At 42.1% G+C, this 20,129-nt stretch carries 17 protein-coding genes and 1 pseudogene; 15 read left to right on the plus strand and 3 right to left on the minus strand.

Annotated features, from left to right (window positions below; all coding sequences use genetic code 11):
* Positions 1-93: 93 nt before the first annotated feature.
* Positions 94-1,203, plus strand: coding sequence for a nitrogen regulation protein NR(II) (gene glnL, locus AC1IR0_RS14040; protein WP_005107202.1), 1,110 nt, complete (start codon positions 94-96; stop codon positions 1,201-1,203).
* On the plus strand, positions 1,190-2,665 hold the full coding sequence (gene glnG, locus AC1IR0_RS14045; protein ID WP_004279889.1) for a nitrogen regulation protein NR(I): 1,476 nt from the start codon (positions 1,190-1,192) through the stop codon (positions 2,663-2,665). Before glnL ends, glnG begins: the two co-directional genes overlap by 14 nt.
* Positions 2,666-2,714: 49 nt before the next feature.
* Here the strand turns inward: glnG and AC1IR0_RS14050 are convergent, their stop codons facing one another.
* The 3 genes and pseudogenes from AC1IR0_RS14050 to mnmG form a co-directional block, all read right to left on the minus strand.
* A complete protein-coding gene (locus tag AC1IR0_RS14050; RefSeq protein WP_004279890.1) occupies positions 2,715-3,041 on the minus strand; it encodes a hypothetical protein in 327 nt (108 codons plus the stop codon).
* A 133-nt stretch (positions 3,042-3,174) separates the two neighbouring features.
* A pseudogene (gene mhpT / locus AC1IR0_RS14055) lies at positions 3,175-4,381 on the minus strand (3-(3-hydroxy-phenyl)propionate transporter MhpT).
* A gap of 314 nt (positions 4,382-4,695) precedes the next feature.
* On the minus strand, positions 4,696-6,576 hold the full coding sequence (mnmG, locus tag AC1IR0_RS14060) for a tRNA uridine-5-carboxymethylaminomethyl(34) synthesis enzyme MnmG (RefSeq protein WP_004279892.1): 1,881 nt from the start codon (positions 6,574-6,576) through the stop codon (positions 4,696-4,698).
* Between the two features lie 254 nt (positions 6,577-6,830).
* Here mnmG and AC1IR0_RS14065 point away from each other — a divergent pair, with 254 nt between their 5' ends.
* The 13 genes from AC1IR0_RS14065 to AC1IR0_RS14125 all read left to right on the plus strand — a co-directional run bounded on the left by AC1IR0_RS14065 (position 6,831) and on the right by AC1IR0_RS14125 (position 19,757).
* Positions 6,831-7,325: a hypothetical protein gene (locus tag AC1IR0_RS14065; protein ID WP_409653000.1), complete on the plus strand. Its 495-nt coding sequence runs from the start codon at positions 6,831-6,833 to the stop codon at positions 7,323-7,325.
* Positions 7,326-7,469: 144 nt separating this feature from the next.
* A complete protein-coding gene (locus tag AC1IR0_RS14070; protein ID WP_409652998.1) occupies positions 7,470-8,357 on the plus strand; it encodes a bile acid:sodium symporter family protein in 888 nt (295 codons plus the stop codon).
* An 87-nt stretch (positions 8,358-8,444) separates the two neighbouring features.
* Complete coding sequence (locus AC1IR0_RS14075) at positions 8,445-9,332, plus strand: bile acid:sodium symporter family protein (protein WP_409652996.1); 888 nt, start codon at positions 8,445-8,447, stop codon at positions 9,330-9,332.
* Between the two features lie 132 nt (positions 9,333-9,464).
* Positions 9,465-10,370, plus strand: a complete 906-nt coding sequence (prmA, locus tag AC1IR0_RS14080) for a 50S ribosomal protein L11 methyltransferase (RefSeq protein WP_409652994.1) — start codon at positions 9,465-9,467, stop codon at positions 10,368-10,370.
* Between the two features lie 15 nt (positions 10,371-10,385).
* A complete protein-coding gene (locus tag AC1IR0_RS14085; protein ID WP_479741499.1) occupies positions 10,386-11,279 on the plus strand; it encodes a DUF3426 domain-containing protein in 894 nt (297 codons plus the stop codon).
* Between the two features lie 398 nt (positions 11,280-11,677).
* Positions 11,678-11,947 carry a DNA-binding transcriptional regulator Fis gene (gene fis, locus AC1IR0_RS14090; protein ID WP_001086304.1) on the plus strand — a complete coding sequence of 90 codons (270 nt, stop codon included), beginning with the start codon at positions 11,678-11,680 and terminating at the stop codon, positions 11,945-11,947.
* 95 nt (positions 11,948-12,042) lie between these two features.
* Positions 12,043-13,617, plus strand: a complete 1,575-nt coding sequence (purH, locus tag AC1IR0_RS14095; RefSeq protein WP_409652989.1) for a bifunctional phosphoribosylaminoimidazolecarboxamide formyltransferase/IMP cyclohydrolase — start codon at positions 12,043-12,045, stop codon at positions 13,615-13,617.
* A 140-nt stretch (positions 13,618-13,757) separates the two neighbouring features.
* Entirely contained in the window at positions 13,758-15,041 is a 1,284-nt protein-coding gene (gene purD, locus AC1IR0_RS14100; protein WP_409652987.1) for a phosphoribosylamine--glycine ligase, read from the plus strand.
* 132 nt (positions 15,042-15,173) lie between these two features.
* Positions 15,174-15,899: a DUF4145 domain-containing protein gene (locus AC1IR0_RS14105; RefSeq protein WP_219309566.1), complete on the plus strand. Its 726-nt coding sequence runs from the start codon at positions 15,174-15,176 to the stop codon at positions 15,897-15,899.
* Between the two features lie 27 nt (positions 15,900-15,926).
* Complete coding sequence (locus tag AC1IR0_RS14110) at positions 15,927-16,484, plus strand: GNAT family N-acetyltransferase (RefSeq protein WP_409652984.1); 558 nt, start codon at positions 15,927-15,929, stop codon at positions 16,482-16,484.
* 603 nt (positions 16,485-17,087) lie between these two features.
* The gene (locus AC1IR0_RS14115) at positions 17,088-17,963 is read left to right on the plus strand and encodes a MetQ/NlpA family ABC transporter substrate-binding protein (RefSeq protein ID WP_253144703.1); all 876 of its coding nucleotides are present in this window, start codon (positions 17,088-17,090) and stop codon (positions 17,961-17,963) included.
* 76 nt (positions 17,964-18,039) lie between these two features.
* Positions 18,040-19,065: a methionine ABC transporter ATP-binding protein gene (locus tag AC1IR0_RS14120; RefSeq protein ID WP_005100878.1), complete on the plus strand. Its 1,026-nt coding sequence runs from the start codon at positions 18,040-18,042 to the stop codon at positions 19,063-19,065.
* A complete protein-coding gene (locus AC1IR0_RS14125) occupies positions 19,062-19,757 on the plus strand; it encodes a methionine ABC transporter permease (RefSeq protein WP_312327358.1) in 696 nt (231 codons plus the stop codon). The genes AC1IR0_RS14120 and AC1IR0_RS14125 overlap by 4 nt, the downstream gene beginning before the upstream one ends.
* The last annotated feature ends 372 nt before the right edge of the window (positions 19,758-20,129 follow it).

Here is a 20,129-nt window from a genome sequence, read left to right on the forward strand (position 1 = left end):
GCGTGCATCTTGCATCAAATCAGAACTTAAAATTGATTAAATTGCTTTATGAAGATGCCATTGCGCCATTTTAATACAGGAACAAACCCGCGAATGGATCAAATTATTCCGATCGACTATCGTGCTTTAGTGGACAATATGACCACGTGTATCTTATTGATAGACCGCGATCTTAATATTTATTATCTGAATTCTGCCTGTGAAGCCTTATTTGATGTGAGCTTATTCCGCGCGAGCGGCACATCCGTGCTCAATATTTTGCAAAACCCGACAGATGAGTTTAATACCGAAGAAGCCCTGAATAATACTTTAACTACGGGACAGCCTTATACACGCCGCGAAGCCACTATTCTGGTCAACTTTAAAGACATTCATGTTGACTACACTGTTTCTCAGCTAAATCTGGGCAAACCTTATCATCCGCTACTGCTCATCGAACTCAATCCTCGCGATCGCATGTTAAAAATCTCTCGTGAAGAAAATCTGCTGCAACAGCATCAGGTAGCGCGTCAGCTGATTCGCGGTGTTGCGCATGAAATCAAGAATCCCTTGGGTGGCATTCGCGGGGCGACTCAACTCCTGGCACGCAGTTTGAATGATCCACAATACAAAGAATTTACCGACATTATTATTAGCGAAGTGGATCGACTCAGAAATCTGGCCGATACCATGCTCGGTTCACGCCAGCTTCCGAGCTATGAACTGGTCAATGTGCATGAACCTCTGGAACGGGTGCGTTCACTGATTGCCAATCAGACCAAAAAGAAAATCAAGATTACCCGGGATTACGACCTGTCCTTACCGGAAGTTCTGGCAGACCGCGACCAATTGATTCAGGTCATTTTGAATATTTGCGCCAATGCCGTACAGGCCATGACCGAGAACAAGGAGTTCTTTGTCGAACATCAACCGGAACTGATTTTAAGAACCCGGATTCAGCGTCTCTTTACCATTAACGGGGTGATTCACCGCTCTGTAGTAAGGATTGATATTGAAGACAACGGTCCAGGTGTGCCGGAAGAGATTATCGAATCGGTGTTTTATCCGCTGGTCACCAGTCGCGCAAAAGGTACCGGACTGGGCCTCAGTATTGCTCAAAATATTATTCATCAGCACAACGGCATGATCGAGTGTCAGTCCGTGGCTGGAAAAACCGTCTTTAGCTTATATTTACCTTGGGAGTCGAATCATGTCGCGAAATAAAATATGGGTGATTGATGACGATCGCGCCATGCGCTGGGTACTGGAAAAGACCTTTAAAGAGGAAGGTCTGGATGTGACCAGTTTTGAAGAAGCACAATCTGCACTAGACCAACTGAGTCTGGAAGCACCCGATGTGATTTTGACCGATATCCGCATGCCGGGTATTGATGGACTTACCTTCCTGGGCAAGGTTAAACACAGTTATCCTGACCTACCTGTCATTATTATGACGGCGCATTCAGACTTAGAATCGGCTGTTTCTAGCTATCAAACTGGTGCTTTTGAATATCTGCCTAAGCCTTTTGATATTGATGAAGCACTGGCGCTGGTAAATCGTGCAATTTTACATATCACCAAGCTACAGCAACAAGAATCAGCAAAAGCGGCTCCACCAATTCAATCTACCGAAATTATTGGTGAATCGCCTGCCATGCAGGAAGTGTTTCGTGCCATTGGCCGTTTATCACAATCGCATATTACCGTGTTGATTAATGGTGAGTCTGGTACAGGTAAAGAACTGGTAGCGCATGCCCTGCATCGTCATTCACCACGCAGCTCAAAACCTTTTATTGCCCTCAATATGGCGGCGATTCCAAAAGACCTGATCGAAACTGAACTTTTCGGCCATGAGAAAGGTGCATTTACCGGTGCTAATACCCAGCGCCAAGGTCGTTTTGAACAGGCAAATGGCGGTACGCTGTTTTTAGATGAAATTGGCGATATGCCATTTGAGACCCAGACCCGTTTATTGCGTGTCCTAGCTGATGGTGAATTTTACCGTGTTGGCGGTCATATTCCCGTTAAGGTCGATGTGCGTATCGTGGCAGCGACACATCAGGATCTGGAAAAACTGGTTCATGATGGTCGTTTCCGTGAAGACTTGTATCATCGACTGAATGTAATTCGTATTCATATTCCAAAACTGGCACATCGCAGTGAAGATATTCCGATGCTGGCGCAGCATTTTCTGGCGCGTGCCGGAAAGGAACTTGGGGTCAATCCAAAGATTCTGCGTCCTGAAACTCAGGAATATATGCAAAAATTGCCATGGCAAGGTAACGTGCGTCAACTTGAGAACACCTGTCGCTGGCTGACTGTCATGATCACAGGTCGTGAAGTCTATCCGGAAGACTTGCCACCTGAGCTGAAACAGATTCCAATTCATCAGCAGGATCCAGGCGCGCCAATTCCAACGCTGAACCAGATCGCACCGCATCACTGGGATGAATTACTGGGTCAATGGGCGATGCAGAAACTCAAAAATGGTGAAATGAAACTTCTGGATGTTGCCACTCCGATGTTTGAACGCACCTTGATTAATGCAGCCTTGCAACAAACCCGTGGCCGTAAACGTCATGCCGCAGAGCTTCTAGGTTGGGGTCGCAATACTTTAACGCGCAAGCTTAAAGAATTGGGCATGGATACTACGGATGATGAAATCGAAGAAGAAATAGAAAGTTAATCTTTCCATATAAAAAAGCGCCGATTGGCGCTTTTTTATTGATGATGATCTATGCAGTAAAACCCACATAGCGGAAATACCCATCTATGCCCAGATCAGACTTATAGATCAGATAATTTGAATAAGTCGCTTGGGTGATTTCATCCAGCATATTCACCTGATCATCATTGGCATGCAGATCATCTACAGAACGCGGCATGCTGTGCTCGAATTCATCCGTCATATATTCAAAGCCAATATCCATGGCAATAAACAGGGTATGTTCACAAGGTTGCACATACTGCTCTTCTGCCCAATCAATCACGTTGTGCTGACAATGTGGACAGGCAATATTATCAGTGGCCTGAATCGAGAGTGGAATAAGTTGATAAGCCATATAAAAATCAATCTGTTTACTATCCGTATATTTTAGCAAATTTTATGGACTGACTTTATTCAATTAAAAGTCTCGACGATAAAAAAAGGAATCTTCAGATTCCCTTTTTGTATTGATAGATCTCAATGATTAATTACTTATGAGCAGCCTTATAACGTGATAGTGCGGTGACGGCTACTGCCGATACGACCACTGCTGGCAAACTTGCCACAAGAATACCCGTGGTGCCCAAACCCAATGCCAGAATTTTTCCAGTTAATAATGGTCCAGTCATCGCCCCTAAACGTCCTAGAGAGATCGCACTACCCACACCGGTGAATTTACCTGCGCCTGAATAAAAAATTGGTGAGATCCCATACAGAATAGATTGGCCACCTGTAGAGAAAATACCCCCCATGACTCCCGCCAAAATTAATAACGGAATAGAAGTTGTGGTGAATAGCAATACCAAGGCAACAAACAAGCCACTATAAATGATGGTCGCCATTTGCCAGAGCTTTAAACGGTCCAGTAAATAACTCAGGCTTAGGGTTCCAATGACAGCGCCCACCTGGAACACCAACATCACCAAAAATGCCTGCTGTTTCTGCAAACCTTGTTCCATAAGTAAATTTGGCAACCAGCTAATCAAAATATAATTGATCATCAAGGTAAAAAAGAAGCCAACCCAAAGAGGCACTGTATTTTTATACTGTCGCTGCTTGAACAACACCTCAGCCATTCCCGGCACAGCTTCGCCAGAAACCGGTACTTCCGCATTCACTTTAGGCTTATCTTTAAGAATAAATGCCATCAATGGAATCAGTGCTAAAGGCGTTAACCCCCCAATCAGGAACAAGGTTTGCCATTGAATCTCCGGAAGCAACATGGCCAGACCGGCAACAAAGATCGCCCCCTACCGGCAAACCACAATACATAAGACTATTTAGCTTGCCACGGTTGGCTTCCGTTGCTTCATCACCGACGACTGAAATCATGGTTGGCATTGCCGCACCTAAACCCAAACCAGTAAAGAAACGCGCTGCATATAAAACTTCGATGCTTGGCGCAATTGCAGTCAACGACATGAACAGACCAAAAATAGTCACAGAAAGCATTAGGACTTTCTTTTGTCCTAGATAATCTGCAATACGTCCGCCAAAGAATGCGCCAAACAGCATTCCAAAGACACCCAGACTAAATACATAGCCCATTTGGATTTGATCTAAACCAAAGCTTGCTGCAATTCCTTTCGCCGCAATCCCGGGAGCTTGAAGGTCAAAACCTTCAAAAAATGCGACCCAGAAACATAAGAATATCGTTAATATTTTTTGGGCTTTTCCGCTGTATGGCTGTGCCATGACTGATCTCCATCAATAATTCACAAACCGTTTGATAGTCTGACGATCCGTTGCATTATTCTTAACCTAATCTTGATAGAGAAATAGCACGACAATAGTCGGGTTTAAGCACATCAGCATGTGTAAATATCATCTAAATTAGACCTAAAAGATTGTATTTCTAGACTTAATACATCTTAATAATATTCATTATATATATTTATCAATAACTTAATTTAATAGTAGTTATTTTTAATTCAACGATAGTCAAAACTTATACAAAACTACAAGCCGATAAAAAGCCCGCTTAATGCGGGCTTTTTTAGCGCAAAATCTTAAGCAGATTTCTTTGCTTGTGCATTCTTACGAATTGTAATCATCACCAGTTGAACTGCTGCAGGGGTTACACCCGGAATACGACTGGCTTGCGCCAATGTTTCAGGACGAACATCTTTCAGTTTCAGGGTAATTTCACGGGACAGACCTGACACGATGTCATAATCGAAATCCGCAGGAATACGGGTTTCTTCAAGACGTTTCATTTGTGCGACGTCTTCATGCTGACGATTAATATAACCCGCATATTTCACTGCAATTTCAATTTGCTCACCGACAAATGGTGATACTTCAGAATTGGTTAACTCTGCAATTTGAGCAAATGAAATGTTTGGACGTTTCAACAAATCAATCGCCGAACATTCTTTAGACAGGTCTGCACCGGTCATCTCAACGAATTTCTTGCCCATTGGGTTATTTGGCGCGGCCCACAAGTGTTGCAAACGGCCTGTTTCTTTTTCCACTGCTTCCATTTTCTCACAGTACACTGCCCAACGCGCGTCATCCACCAGACCCATTTCACGACCAATGGCTGTTAAACGCTGATCTGCGTTATCTTCACGCAGCATCAAACGGTATTCGGCACGTGAGGTGAACATACGGTATGGTTCTTTGGTACCTAATGTGATCAGGTCATCGACCAGAACACCCATGTATGCTTCATCACGTTTTGGCGTCCATTGCTCCTGATCCCAAGCACGGCGTGCAGCGTTCAAGCCTGCAAGCAAACCCTGCGCACCCGCTTCTTCATAACCGGTTGTGCCGTTGATTTGACCGGCGAAATACAAGTTATTAATTGCTTTGGTTTCAAGGGTAAATTTCAACGCTTGTGGGTTGAAGTAATCGTATTCAATGGCATAGCCCGGACGAAGAATGTGCGCATTTTCCATACCACGGATCGAGCGAACCAGTTCAAACTGAACGTCGAACGGTAAAGAAGTCGAAATACCATTTGGATAAAGCTCATGTGTATCCAAGCCTTCGGGCTCCAAGAAGACTTGGTGAGAATCTTTATCGGCAAAACGGTGAATCTTATCTTCAATCGATGGGCAATAACGTGGTCCAACACCTTCGATCACACCCGTGTACATCGGTGAACGGTCTAAACCGCCACGAATGATTTCATGCGTGCGTTCATTGGTATGCGTGATATAGCAATTTACCTGCTCAGGATGCATAGACACATCCCCCATGAATGACATGGTCGGAGATGGGAAATCACCCGGCTGTGGTGTCATCACAGAGAAATCCACTGAACGCGCGTCAATACGTGGTGGTGTACCTGTTTTTAAACGACCTACTGGCAAGTTTAATTCACGCAAACGATGTGCAAGTGAAATAGATGGCGGATCACCAGCACGACCACCGCTAGATTTCTCCAGACCAACGTGGATGACACCACCTAAGAATGTACCTGCTGTCAGCACCACAGTTTTCGCATCAAAACGGATACCCATTTGGGTAACCACACCTTTAACAGTATCGCCTTCAACAATCAGGTCATCTGCGGCTTGCTGAAAAATATCAAGGTTTGCTTGGTTTTCTAATGTTTCGCGAATAGCCGCTTTATAACGTACACGGTCCGCCTGCGCACGTGTTGCACGTACTGCAGCACCTTTACGCGAGTTCAAAATACGGAATTGAATACCGCCTTTATCGGCAGCCAGTGCCATCGCACCGCCCAAGGCATCAATTTCACGCACCAAATGCGATTTACCAATACCACCGATGGCCGGGTTACAACTCATCTGCCCTAAAGTCTCAATGTTATGAGTTAAGAGTAAAGTCTGTCGACCCATACGCGCTGCAGCCAGAGCCGCTTCCGTACCGGCGTGACCGCCACCGATAACAATGACATCGTATACTTTAGGATAATGCATAGTGGTAATTGAGAGATAAAAAAGAATAGCTGAGCATTATAGCAAATTTCACTCTAAAGTAGACAAATTCAGTTGAATTTATCCTGAGATAAATCGCACTTAACTCGCATAACAATAAAGCACTGTAATTTAACTTTGCAGAGGAACTATATAAATTAAACATATAAGCTGAGAAATTTACTCGATTTGCATTGTTTAATCTCGCGCATTTTTTAATCTATATGTTGGTTACATTACAAACAAAGGTATAAAAGATGAATAAGAATATTTTCCTCTCAACCGTTCTATGTGGTTTATGTTTTGCGCCATTTGCTGCATCAGCGAATGATAAGGTCGAAACCATTTATAATGCACAAAAGTACCAACAGGTTTGTAAAGGCAAATCCCAAGGTGCACAAGTCAGTTTTGCCTATCGCGGCATTATCTGGAATGGTACCTGTGAGCCGCAGTTTTTCGCTTCATCCAAAAATGCTTCAATCAAAGGCGATGAAGCCGAACTCATGAGTACCTGTAGCGGCAACAGTGGTGCGACTACTGCCACCATCAATGGTGCCGAAGTCAAAGGTAAATGTGCATTAGGCTTTATGCCACCACGCCCTCAGGGACAATCTCAGATGCAAAGCCAACCAATGCAGCCACAAATGCAAAGTCAGCCTATGCAACCGCCGATGCAAAATCAACCAATGCAGCATCAGATGAACCAGCCAGCACAACCTGATTCACCAATGCAAGGCCAGCCAGGTATGTAGCCGATATATATCTAAATAGTTTAGATTTCAAGTAAAAGCTTTGACGGGCAAAGTGACTGCATTTTGCCCGTTTTTTATTGCTTATTTATTCATCTAGGCTAAACTGGAAATATATCTATAAATGTATAATAAAAAGGCAAATTCATGGATTCGGGGTTTTTTAGCGTTTTTTTGCCAATTACATTGGCAATCATGATGATGGGGCTGGGGCTAGAACTAACCATCAAAGATTTCCTGCGCTTAAGTCGCTATCCTAAAGTCATTTTTATTACTTTATTTGCGCAGTTAGTGCTGTTACCAAGTATTGCTTTTTTTATTTGTCTGATTTTGGATTTACCCGCTTTGCTTGCTGTAGGTCTGATGTTGCTAGCAGCCTCACCTGGTGGTCCAACCGCAAACCTGTTTAGTTACATATATAAAGGTGATGTAGCACTAAATATTACTCTAACCGCCATTAATACCATCATCTCTATTTTTACTCTGCCCTTTATTATCAATCTGTCTTTACACTACTTTATGAGTCATGACTCAAACGTGACTTTTCCAGTTGAAAAGATTGTGCAGGTCTTTTTAATTACCTTGATTCCCGTGATTATAGGTATGCTGCTTCGGGCCAAATTTCCAAACCTATCGATTACAGTTAGCAGGCCCATGCGCTTACTCTCTATCGGTTTTTTAGCTATATTGTTGATATTTGCCATTTTCAGAGAACGTTCGAATTTGGTCGAATACTTTGCCAGTATTGGTACAGCAACTGCGATTTTATGTTTTTCCAGCCTGTTTATTGGCTATTGCATTCCTTTACTCATGGGCATTCCAGAGAAAATGGCACGCGCCTGTACCTTTGAAATTGGCATTCATAACACTGCCATTGCCCTGACTATTGCGATTTCGGTTCTGAATAATGTCACGATGGCCATTCCAGCAGGCATTTATACAATTTTCATGTACAGTTTCGCCACCATTTTCGGTGTGCTGATTAGCCGCCAACAAGTGGTGTATAGCAATAAAAGTCGTTTATCAGATTTGTAATTTATTTGGCTGATTCTGCTATAAGGCTGTATGCTTTTCCAAAGAAAATCAGAAGTATTAAAACAATTTTCGACAAGGAGCATACAGATGGATTCTGGCCTTATAACGATATTACTGCCACTGGCACTTGCAATCATCATGATGGGGCTTGGTCTTGAACTAACGCCTCGGGACTTTAGCCGTGTCACTCGCCACCCCAAAGCCGTATTTATAGCATTGTTCTGCCAACTGGTTATTCTGGTTGGCATTGCCTTTTTGCTTTGCAAGCTATTCACTTTATCACCATTACTCTCGGTCGGGTTAATGCTCTTGGCGGCTTCGCCCGGGGGTGCAACGGCCAACCTGTTTAGCTATCTGTTTAAAGGTGACTTAGCCCTCAATATCACACTGACTGCAATCAATTCAGTCATCGCAGCGATTACCTTACCTTTAATTATTAATTTTTCGATCATGCATTTTATGCAAGATAGCCAGCAAGTTGGTCTGCAATTCGGCAAGATTTTGCAAGTCTTTGCGATCATCCTGATTCCGGTGGGCATTGGCATGCTGATTCGGCGCTATGCACCAAGCGTGACAGCAAAACTGAATCGGCCGTTGCGGATTTTTTCCATTGGCTTTTTGGTGCTGATTATTATTGCCACACTTATTAAAGAACGCACAAATATCGGCGAATACCTGACCCAGGTTGGTCTAGCGACTGCCTTATTCTGCATCTTGAGCCTGAGTATTGGTTATCTGATTCCGCGACTACTGAATATTAATAGCGCTCAAGCCCGTGCCAGTGCATTTGAGATTGGCATTCATAACAGCACCCTCGCCATGACCATTGCCCTAACTGTGATTGGCAGTGCTGCTGTGGCGATGCCAGCCGCAGTTTATTCTATATTTATGTATATCTTTGCTGCAATTTTTGGCAACTTGTTGAATCGGCTTGCACCACTCCCGGCGCAAACACCACTAACGAATCTGGATTAGACAACATCTGGAACTGTTTTAGAGGATGCTTCAGGCATCCTTTTTATTTTTGGAATGGATCAAGAAGATAGCAGCGTTGAGTCTGAACTTCCGTTACAATAGCTTTTTGAAAAATGTATAAAGGTTATTTCTGTGAAGTGGTTACAAATTCATATTACGGTTGAACAGGCTCAGGTTGATTTTACTGAGACATTACTCAGCTCGCTAGGCGCAGTGAGTGTGACTTTGGATGATGCTGAAAACCAGGATTTGCTGGAACCACTTCCAGGTGAAACGCCACTCTGGAATAAAGTGATTGTGACCGGTATTTATGCGCAGGAAGAAGGCGAAGAAATCGATGTTTCCGCATTAGAAACCTTTATTCGTGCACAAATGCCAGATGCCCCAATCCGTCATGAACTGATTGAAGATCAGGCTTGGGAACGCACCTGGATGGATGCCTATGAGCCCATTCAGATTGCTGATAAATACTGGATCGTACCGGAGTGGATGGAAGCACCTGATGCCGATGCGGTAAACATCAAGCTTGATCCAGGTCTGGCTTTCGGAACAGGCAACCACGCTTCAACTTTCCTGTGCTTACAATGGCTCGGCAAAATTAATGTGAAAGATAAAATTGTCATCGATTATGGCTGTGGCTCAGGCATTCTCGCGGTAGCTGCACTGCTATTAGGTGCGAAAAAAGCATATGCTACTGATATCGACCCACAAGCTGTACTGGCGACTCAGCAAAACGCTGAACTGAATGGCGTACTGGACAAACTTTATGTCGGACTGCCAGAAGAATTTAGAGATGAGCTCGGCAATACCAAAGCTGACGTATTTATTGCCAATATTCTGGCAGCACCACTGATGATGCTGGCTCCTGAGTTCGCAACTTTAATCAAATCTGAGGGACAGTTCGCACTTGCCGGAGTGATTGAAGAGCAAGTTGCTGATGTTACTAGCATTTACTCAAATTATTTTGATATATTAGAGGTAGAAAAACGAGACGAGCACTGGTGCCGTATCTCGGGTAAACGCCATAAGAACGAATGAGCCTATAAATAATCCATGAGTGACAAAAGAACCCATTGCCCTACCTGTTCCACCACCTATAAGGTCACAGTTGCTCAACTCACCGTTGCGCAGGGTATGGTTTGCTGTCCCAAATGTACTACTTCATTTAATGCCTTATCGCATTTGGTGACCGAAACCCGGAATTCGGTCACCGCATCAATATCTCAGGCTCAGTCGAACTCCAGCGAATTCAGCGAATTCAGCGAATTCAGCGAAACTGATACTCAAAATAACTCAGGTGTTTATCACGCAGATCAGCACAATCGTCATAGCCTGCTACAGATTTTTGATCAAAAAGTTGAACATTCCAATATTGACCTGGAAACCTATTTAAATAACCTGAATTATTTCAGTACCGAGCCAATTTCAGTATTACCGAGCATGAATTGGGAAGATCAGGCAGAAAAACAGACTAAACGCGGGCCAATGTACTATATAGGCTGGAGTTTACTCAATCTGTCACTGTTCAGCCTGCTGATGTTTCAATTCTTCTGGTTCAATCCGCAATACATCAAAAACAGTCACGTTATGAGCCTGGCCTTTCACACTGCCTGTGAAGTGTTTAATTGTTCCAATCTGGAAAAATACTACACACTGATTCAGGTCAATAAAGTCAAAATCAAGGCAACCGGTAATAATGAAGCTGAGTTTAGCGGTGAGCTGATCAATTTTCATGACCGTAGCCTGGCCTTACCGATTTTAAGAATCAATCTGGAACATCGCGGTGAAGTGATTGCAACTTATAACCTGTCCTCCGAAGAGTACCTGATTGAAAGTCTAGTCAATATTCAGCGCATCCCAAAAAACAGCCCGTTTAAATTCAAATTTAAGCTTCCAGTCGATCGTAAAAGCTTTGATCGCTATACTTTGGAAATAATTCGCCCCTAATCTGCTGAGAAAGCATTAAAAAATTAAAAAAAGTTAAAAAAAATGCAGTTTTCTTGCTCACTTTTGCTTAGACAATGGTATGATACGCGCCACGAAAGCTACGTGCTGCAACTCCTCGCGACTTTTTCACAACAAATACAGTCTTGCCTAATGCGCTATAAAATTTATTGCGTATCGTGCAGATTTTTTTGTTTTGATTTTGGTCAGTAACAAAACTTTAACTATTGTTACGCTTATTTTTCGACCAAATCGCAGAGATGTGTCAAGCTACAGGCTCAATGTAATGACTAAGTTTTAGAACTTCCGTTTTAGGATCTAAAATGGAGTTCATTTCAATTTCTAGACCACTTTTATATATCACTTTACCCAAGTGATATTTGTTTTTCGGATTAATTCGCATGAATAGCAAATCTCCTATTTTTACTGCACAATCTGATGTTGCTTTACGTATCCACGTAGATCGCGCAGTTCGCCACTATTTTGCACAACTGCAGGGCGAGCAACCATCTCAGGTATACGACATGGTGCTAGCAGAAATGGAGAAACCTCTTCTATCTGTAGTTCTAGAATATACACGTGGTAACCAAACACGTGCTGCCGAGATTCTCGGACTCAACCGTGGTACTTTACGTAAAAAGTTAAAAGCTCACGGTTTAATGAGTGAATAAATGATAAAATGCTTGCGGCTTCCGCAGGCATTTTTTTTAACCTGTAAATTGCTGATTTTGTTTTATTCTGTTCCTTGAAAACTGTGACGAAGATCATGACTATTAAACGCGCTTTAATCTCTGTGTCTGACAAGACTGGTATTGTTGAATTTGCACAAGAACTTGCTGCTCTAGGGGTAGAAATTTTATCTACAGGTGGTACCTACAAATTGTTGAAAGACAATAATGTGGCTGTAGTTGAAGTTTCGGAGCATACAGGTTTTCCAGAGATGATGGACGGCCGTGTAAAAACACTACATCCAAAAATTCATGGGGGTATCCTGGCTCGTCGTGGTCTAGACGAAGCTGTGATGGCTGAACACAACATTGATGCTATTGATTTAGTCGTTGTAAACCTTTATCCATTTGCTGCAACGATAGCAAAACCAAACTGTTCACTTGCTGATGCTATCGAAAACATCGACATCGGTGGTCCTACCATGGTTCGTGCTGCAGCAAAAAACCATGCATCTGTAGGTATCATCGTAAATGCTTCTGACTATGCAACTGTCGTTGCCGAGCTTAAAGCTGAGGGTGCTTTATCTCATGCAACTCGTTTTGACCTAGCAGTAAAAGCATTTGAACATACTGCTCAATATGACGGCATGATCGCATCTTACTTAGGCGCTCGCGTAGGTAAAGAAGAAGGTCAGGCAGACAAATTTGCACGTACTTTCAATACTCAATTGAACAAAGTTCAAGACCTTCGTTACGGTGAAAACCCGCATCAAGCTGCTGCATTCTATGTAGAAGACACAGCGACTGAAGCTTCTGTTTCAACAGCGAAACAGCTTCAAGGTAAAGAACTCTCTTATAACAACATCGCAGATACTGATGCAGCACTTGAATGTGTGAAATCATTTGCGAAGCCTGCTTGTGTGATCGTGAAACACGCTAACCCATGTGGCGTTGCAGTTTCTCTAGACGGTATTCAAGCAGCTTATGATCTTGCGTATGCAACAGATCCTGAATCTGCATTCGGCGGGATCATTGCATTCAACCGTGAATTAGACGTTGCAACTGCACAAGCCATTGTTGATCGTCAATTCGTTGAAGTGATCATTGCACCGAGTGTTGCTGAAGGCGTTCTTGAAGTAACAGGTGCGAAGAAAAATGTACGTGTACTTGTATGTGGCGAACTCCCAGCAATCGATGCGCGTCAATCGCAACTTGACTACAAACGCGTAAACGGCGGTTTGTTAGTTCAAGATCAAGACTTGGGCATGATCACTAAAGATGACCTTAAAGTTGTGACCAAACGTGCGCCGACTGAACAAGAAATTGATGACATGATCTTCGCTTGGAAAGTGGCGAAATACGTGAAGTCTAACGCGATTGTTTATGCCAAAAACCGTCAAACGATCGGTGTCGGCGCTGGCCAAATGAGCCGTGTCAACTCTGCCCGTATTGCTGCAATCAAAGCTGAACATGCTGGTTTAGTGGTTGAAGGTGCGGTAATGGCATCTGACGCATTCTTCCCATTCCGTGATGGTATTGATAACGCTGCCAAAGCAGGTATCAAATGCATTATTCAACCGGGTGGTTCTATGCGTGATGAAGAAACAATTGCAGCAGCTGACGAAGCTGGTATTGCAATGGTCTTCACTGGTATGCGTCACTTCCGTCATTAATAGACACATGAAGATTCATTTAATTTTTTGAATCCTCCCTAGCCCTCCTTTTCTAAGGAGGGTTTTGTACGTCAAGTACTGCAAAAATGGGATTCTCCTTTTGGAGATGTGGGGATTTCTTTTAAACAGGATTATAAAAGATGAACGTTTTAGTTTTGGGTAATGGCGGTCGTGAACATGCATTGGCATGGAAAATCGCACAAGACGATAAAGTCGCTAAAGTCTTTGTTGCTCCGGGCAACGCAGGTACAGCCACTGAAAATAAATGTGAAAACGTAAATTTAAGCATTTTAGACAATGCTGCGATTATCGATTTCGCAAAAAACAATGCAATTGATTTAATTATCGTGGGCCCAGAAGCCCCACTTGTGAATGGTGTCGTTGATGCTTGCCGTGAAGCAGGTGTAAAAATTTGGGGTCCTACTCAATTTGCTGCACAGCTTGAAGGCTCTAAAGCATTTGCAAAGCACTTCTTAAAACGTCACAACATTCCAACTGCTTTCTATGACGTATTTACTGAAGTAGATGCGGCTAAAGCATTTGTTGAGAAAAATGGCGCGCCAATTGTGATCAAGGCTGACGGTCTTGCTGCGGGTAAAGGCGTAATCGTTGCGATGACCAATCAAGAAGCATTTGCAGCAATTGATGACATGCTTGCAGGCAATAAATTTGGTGATGCAGGTTCTCGTGTTGTGATCGAAGAATTCCTTGCAGGTGAAGAAGCATCTTTCATTTGTATGATTGATGGCGACAACATCTTGCCAATGGCAACATCTCAAGACCATAAGCGTATTTTTGAAGGTGACCAAGGTCCAAACACTGGCGGTATGGGTGCTTACTCTCCTGCGCCTGTTGTGACTGCTGACGTATTTGAAAAAACGATGAATGAAGTGATGCGTCCTACTGTTGAAGGTATGAAAAAAGATGGTCATGTTTATACAGGTTTCTTATACGCTGGCTTAATGATTGATGACAAAGGTCAACCCAAAGTGATCGAGTTTAACTGCCGTTTTGGTGACCCAGAAACACAACCGATCATGATGCGTTTAAAATCGTCTTTGGTGGATTTAGTTGAAGCTGGTATTGCAGGTAACTTACCTGCAGAAGCTGAATGGGATGAACGTAAAACAGTCGGTATCGTACTTGCATCTAAGGGTTACCCAGAAACGTCTAGCAATGGCGATGTTATTTCAGGCTTAGACACTGAAATGACGGATGCCAAAGTATTCCATGCAGGTACGAAAGCTAATGAAAATGGTGAGGTCGTGACTGCGGGCGGTCGCGTACTTTGCGTGACTGCTCTAGGCAATACAATTGGTGAAGCTCAAGCCAAAGCATTAGAGCTTTGTGAAAAAGTGACTTTTGATGGCGTGCAATATCGTAAAGATATTGGTTACCGCGCAATTGCTCGTGAAAATGCTTAATCTAAATTTAGATTAAATATAAAACCCCGATTCGTTCGGGGTTTTTTATTTGCTTATACAATCTACACAACTATTCATACGCCTATAAATAATTTACTCTTTTCCACATCACTAAAATAAGATGTTAAATATATGCATATTTGGAAATACTGCTGGGAATGTAAGCACGATACTCCACAAAATAGATTAAATTTGAAAATCTATCCGAGAGCTATTGAAGGCTTTTCAAAAAATATAACTAATAATCAAGCGAAATCTATATGGACTTATAGCATCGATGCTTATCAATTTACCCAATGCCAAAAATGCAATGCACCCTCCTTACATATAGATTCATTTCATATAAAAGAGATCGATTTGGATCTTAAACAAAAAGTCACTTCGATTAAATCTGATTTAGAAACTTCAGGTAAATCTGATTCTTACCATGTAAAGAGTATGAGCTTTCCTAGATTCAATAGCTCCTTATTGCTAGAGAAAAAATGGTCTTTCAATCTACCTAAAGATGATATGTTGCTCTTCTTTGAAATCGTTCAAGCTTATGAACAAGGATTATTTATTTTAGCTCTTTCGGGAATTCGAACTCTAGTAGATAGATACTTAGTAAAAAAGGTAGGCGATAAAGGTGGGTTTGAAACAAAACTAAAAAAAATGTTGGATGACAAACATATTAGTAAGACACAATATGAAATATTAAATACGATTATTGAGGGTGGAAATGCTTCTAACCATAGAGGCTTTAGACCTGAAGAGGAAATGGTAAAAACATTTTTAGACGTAGTCGAGGATATAATATCTTTGGACTATAAAACGAAACAGTTTAATGAGTTTAAAGAGCAAATCCCTAAACGAAACTAAAAAATCGTAACCAAATTAAGATACCTAATGACTATTCACCTTCAAACCCCTCGCCTGATCCTGCGCCAATGGCAAGATTCCGACACTGCCCCATTTATCCAAATGTGTGCAGATGACGAGGTCATGCGCTACTTCCCTAAAAAAATCGATGCGACTGAAGCAACTGCATTTCTTGAACGTATTCGTACTGCCATAGAAACACGTGGATGGGGACTCTTTGCCGTAGAACTCAAAGCTACAGGCGAATTCATCGGTTTTATTGGCTTACACGTGCATCCATCTGAATTTGAAATTGCCGATGCACCTGAAATTGGCTGGCGCTTGCTACCGCAATATTGGAACCAAGGCTATGCCACTGAAGGAGCCAAAGCGGTACTGAAATATGCTTTTAGAACTCTACGACTCGAGAAAGTCATTTCTTTTACTGCATGCGTTAACACGCCATCAGAACGTGTCATGCAAAACATTGGCTTAGAAAAAGTGGGAGAGTTTGATCATCCGCTTGTACCTGCCGATCATATCTTGTGTAGACACGTACTCTATGAAAAACAGCGTTCGGATTATCTCTATATTCCCTTTTGTTAAAACAAGCTTGCAGTATCATGACCTGAGGAAACCAAGATCAGATACTGACTCGCTTAGTTAATATAAAGGAAAGATTTATCTCGTTAATGATAGAATTTCCTTAATTTCCCCAAAATAAGATATTTTTCTTATATTTATTTATATACATTTTTCATATTTCTATCTTACAAAATCTTATAAAGATCACTATTTAAACACATCCATTAAAACTATATTTTCAATATAAATAATATATTGTTTTAATTAACATTTTGTTTAAAAGATCTTTTTTTATATTCGACTAAAGAGATAAGCAAGGCTTTTCTATCCAGTATATCGAATATAGATTTATTGCTATGATATCCACAACTTCAGAGCCCCTAAACCTTTCCATGTACTTATAAAATATCTATTTTCTCTCTCCAAAATAGATCAAGTACATCAGATTTGGGCTGCCTCTGACTTGATCAAGTTCACCAGAACTGTTGCTGCACGCTTGCATCTTCTGATCTCAAGCCCTCCTTAGCAATGATCAAGCCACCTGCTTAGATCGTAATAAAACTCTTATTTAACACGATTTAAAAATGCTTATACTCTAGGCAATAATAGAATTAGGACAATTTCATGAAAAAGTTACTTGGCGTTATCTTGAGTGCCTCTGTATTGACTTTAACTGGGTGTGGTAAACAGGAAGCGCCTGCCACTGATGCAGCGCAAACTAAAGATGCAAATGGTCTTCAAACTGTAACTATGGCTTCGACCGGTTCAGATGCAGACGTATGGCGTTATATCGCGACCCTGCCTGAAACCAAAGCAGCCGGTATCAAACTTGATGTGAAAAATTTTACTGACTATGTGTCAATGAACACGGCAGTAGCCAACAAAGAAATTGATGTGAATGCATTCCAGTCTTATGCCTATATGGTGGCTTACAACGATGCCAACACAGCCAAAATTGTACCTCTATCTACCACTTATTTAGAGCCAATGGGTATTTACTCAAGCAAAGTGAAATCTTTAAACGAGTTTAAAACTGGTGCAACCATTGCTATTCCTAACGACGGCGCAAACGAATCACGTGCATTATTACTTTTACAATCAGCAGGCCTGGTTAAATTAAAAGCTGGTTTCGACAATGTCAAAGGCACAACGTCTGATGTGACCGAAAATGCAAAACAAATCGTGATTAAGCCCATTCAAATGGCGACTGCAGTACGCGTAAAAGACGAAGTTGATGCGATTGTGCTGGGCAATACCTTGGCAATGGAAGGTGGTTTAAACGTATTGAAAGATGCGATTTACTATGAGCCGATTGATCAAAGCACAAAAATGAACGTCAACGTATTAGCGGTTGCAGCAGATCGTCAAAATGATCCAGTCCTGCAAAAAGTGGGTGCGTTGTATCATACGCCAGCAGTAAAAGCATATGTTGATGAGCATTTTGGTGGTACGAAAGTTGCGGTAAACAAACCGGTGACGTATTTAACTGAATCAAAATAGTACTATAATAGACTTTTAGAACAGGCAAGGACGATTTCTTGCCTGTTTTTTTATCCGTGATGCAGTTTTTGACACTATGATTGAATTTAAAGATATTTCAAAACAGTATGAGCTTAAGGGTCAAACCTTGCATGCCTTGAATCAGATTAATCTTCAGATTCCAACCGGCAGTATTTTTGGCATCATCGGTTATAGTGGTGCCGGTAAAAGCACCCTCATCCGTCTGATCAACCTGCTTGAGCGCCCAAGCTCAGGCCGGATTATCATTAACGGAACAGATTTTACCGCACTGGATGCCAAAGCATTGCGTCAAGAACGTGCCAGCATCGGCATGATTTTCCAGCATTTCAATTTAATGCAAACCAAAACCGTGGCAGCCAATATCGAAATGCCCATGAAACTCCTAGGCTGGAGCAAGGCAGAACGGGAAAAGCGCCTCGAAGAATTATTAGACTTTATTGACCTAAAACATAAACGTCATGCTTTTCCAGATGAATTGTCTGGCGGTCAAAAGCAGCGTGTTGGTATTGCCCGTGCCCTTGCCAATCATCCAAAAATTTTACTCTGTGATGAAGCGACTTCTGCACTTGATCCACAAACCACCAAATCTGTTCTACAGCTACTTAAAAAAATTAATGAAGAACAAGGCATCACCATTGTTATGGTTACCCATGAAATGGATGTAATTGAAACCGTGTGTGATTATGTCGCCGTGATGGAAAAAGGTGATGTGATTGAAACCGGCAGTACCTTACAAATATTCAGTCAGCCCCAGCACCCGACGACCAAGAATTTTATTCAGACCGTATTACAGCAGCATTTACCAGTCAATATTCTGAATAATCTGGAAAACCAGAATCACAACAGTATTTATTGCCTGAAATTCCTTGGTAGCTCGGCACAGGAAACCGTGATTCAAGCGGTGATTAAACAGTTTGATATCAGTTTAAATATTCTGTTTGCCAATATGACCGAAATTAATGGCACGGTGATTGGCCAGATGTTTATTCAGCTACTGGGTGATGCACAAGAAATTCAAGCAGCAATAAAATTCCTTGAACAACACGGCGTACAAGTCGATCAGGCGGGAGTACAGGCATGAGAGATTTAATTGTACAGTGGCTGACAACGATCACTGCGCCGTTCTGGAAAAGCTCCCTGTCGATAGATCAGTTTGTGACAGCATTGCAAGAAACCTTTCATATGGTGTTCTTCGCGATGCTGTTTGGCTGTATCTGGGGCTTCATTCAGGCGATTACTCTACTGGTGACCCGTCCGAATGGGATTCTGCCGAATCGTGTGATTTATCACGGTCTCAATCCGATTGTGAATGCGCTACGTTCATTGCCATTTATTATCTTGCTGATTGCGGTGATTCCACTGACCAAGTTAATTGTCGGCACATCGATTGGGACCTGGGCAGCGATTGTTCCATTGACCATTTATGTCGGCCCATACATTGGTCGCCTGATTGAAACCTCTTTACTCGAAGTGAATGAAGGTATTATCGAATCTGCCCAAGCGATGGGCGCGACGCCAATCCAAATTATCTTTAAGTTTATTCTGCCGGAAGCGCGTAGCTCACTGATTCTAAACTTGACTACTGCTACCATCAGTTTGATTGGTGCAACGGCAATGGCCGGTGCTGTCGGTGCGGGTGGTATTGGTGACTTAGCGATTTCTTATGGTTATCAGCGTTTTGATACCTCTGTAGTCATCATGACGGTGATTGTATTACTGATTCTAGTGCAGATTGTACAAAGCCTCGGTGACTGGTTATCCCGACTTCGTTAAGCTAGTTTTTATGTATGAATAAAGCCCTCTAAAAAGAGGGTTTATTGTTTTTAATACTTACGAACCCTTTCTCATTATTTCAAAGTAAAGTCCTGCAACTATTTGATACGTGCCAAGGCGACATGGATGCTGCCGTTGTTCTGTCTTGCACAAGCTTTAAAGCAATGCTTAAAGCTTGCTCAGGAAGTGCCATCAGATCAACAAAGGGGTTTTGTTACTTTTGTCCCGTCAAAAGTAAAAGAATATCTTCTAACAACTAACTAGGGTCTGTTGACATTTACTGTTTATAATTAACCCTATAAAGGTAGCCATAAAAATATACAGGCTAAAGCAACAGAACTTTGATAATTTCTTTTGAGCTTGTCATATCGA

Source organism: Acinetobacter sp. 129952 (genome assembly GCF_056642055.1).

Excerpts from the sequence above, each read along its gene's own strand:
- glnL (WP_005107202.1), top strand. The coding sequence starts at position 94 with ATGGATCAAATTATTCCGATCGACTATCGTGCTTTAGTGGACAATATG.
- glnG (WP_004279889.1), top strand. The coding sequence starts at position 1,190 with ATGTCGCGAAATAAAATATGGGTGATTGATGACGATCGCGCCATGCGC.
- AC1IR0_RS14050 (WP_004279890.1), bottom strand. The coding sequence starts at position 3,041 with ATGGCTTATCAACTTATTCCACTCTCGATTCAGGCCACTGATAATATT.
- mnmG (WP_004279892.1), bottom strand. The coding sequence starts at position 6,576 with ATGCATTATCCTAAAGTATACGATGTCATTGTTATCGGTGGCGGTCAC.
- AC1IR0_RS14065 (WP_409653000.1), top strand. The coding sequence starts at position 6,831 with ATGAATAAGAATATTTTCCTCTCAACCGTTCTATGTGGTTTATGTTTT.
- AC1IR0_RS14070 (WP_409652998.1), top strand. The coding sequence starts at position 7,470 with ATGGATTCGGGGTTTTTTAGCGTTTTTTTGCCAATTACATTGGCAATC.
- AC1IR0_RS14075 (WP_409652996.1), top strand. The coding sequence starts at position 8,445 with ATGGATTCTGGCCTTATAACGATATTACTGCCACTGGCACTTGCAATC.
- AC1IR0_RS14085 (WP_479741499.1), top strand. The coding sequence starts at position 10,386 with ATGAGTGACAAAAGAACCCATTGCCCTACCTGTTCCACCACCTATAAG.
- fis (WP_001086304.1), top strand. The coding sequence starts at position 11,678 with ATGAATAGCAAATCTCCTATTTTTACTGCACAATCTGATGTTGCTTTA.
- purH (WP_409652989.1), top strand. The coding sequence starts at position 12,043 with ATGACTATTAAACGCGCTTTAATCTCTGTGTCTGACAAGACTGGTATT.
- purD (WP_409652987.1), top strand. The coding sequence starts at position 13,758 with ATGAACGTTTTAGTTTTGGGTAATGGCGGTCGTGAACATGCATTGGCA.
- AC1IR0_RS14105 (WP_219309566.1), top strand. The coding sequence starts at position 15,174 with ATGCATATTTGGAAATACTGCTGGGAATGTAAGCACGATACTCCACAA.
- AC1IR0_RS14110 (WP_409652984.1), top strand. The coding sequence starts at position 15,927 with ATGACTATTCACCTTCAAACCCCTCGCCTGATCCTGCGCCAATGGCAA.
- AC1IR0_RS14115 (WP_253144703.1), top strand. The coding sequence starts at position 17,088 with ATGAAAAAGTTACTTGGCGTTATCTTGAGTGCCTCTGTATTGACTTTA.
- AC1IR0_RS14120 (WP_005100878.1), top strand. The coding sequence starts at position 18,040 with ATGATTGAATTTAAAGATATTTCAAAACAGTATGAGCTTAAGGGTCAA.
- AC1IR0_RS14125 (WP_312327358.1), top strand. The coding sequence starts at position 19,062 with ATGAGAGATTTAATTGTACAGTGGCTGACAACGATCACTGCGCCGTTC.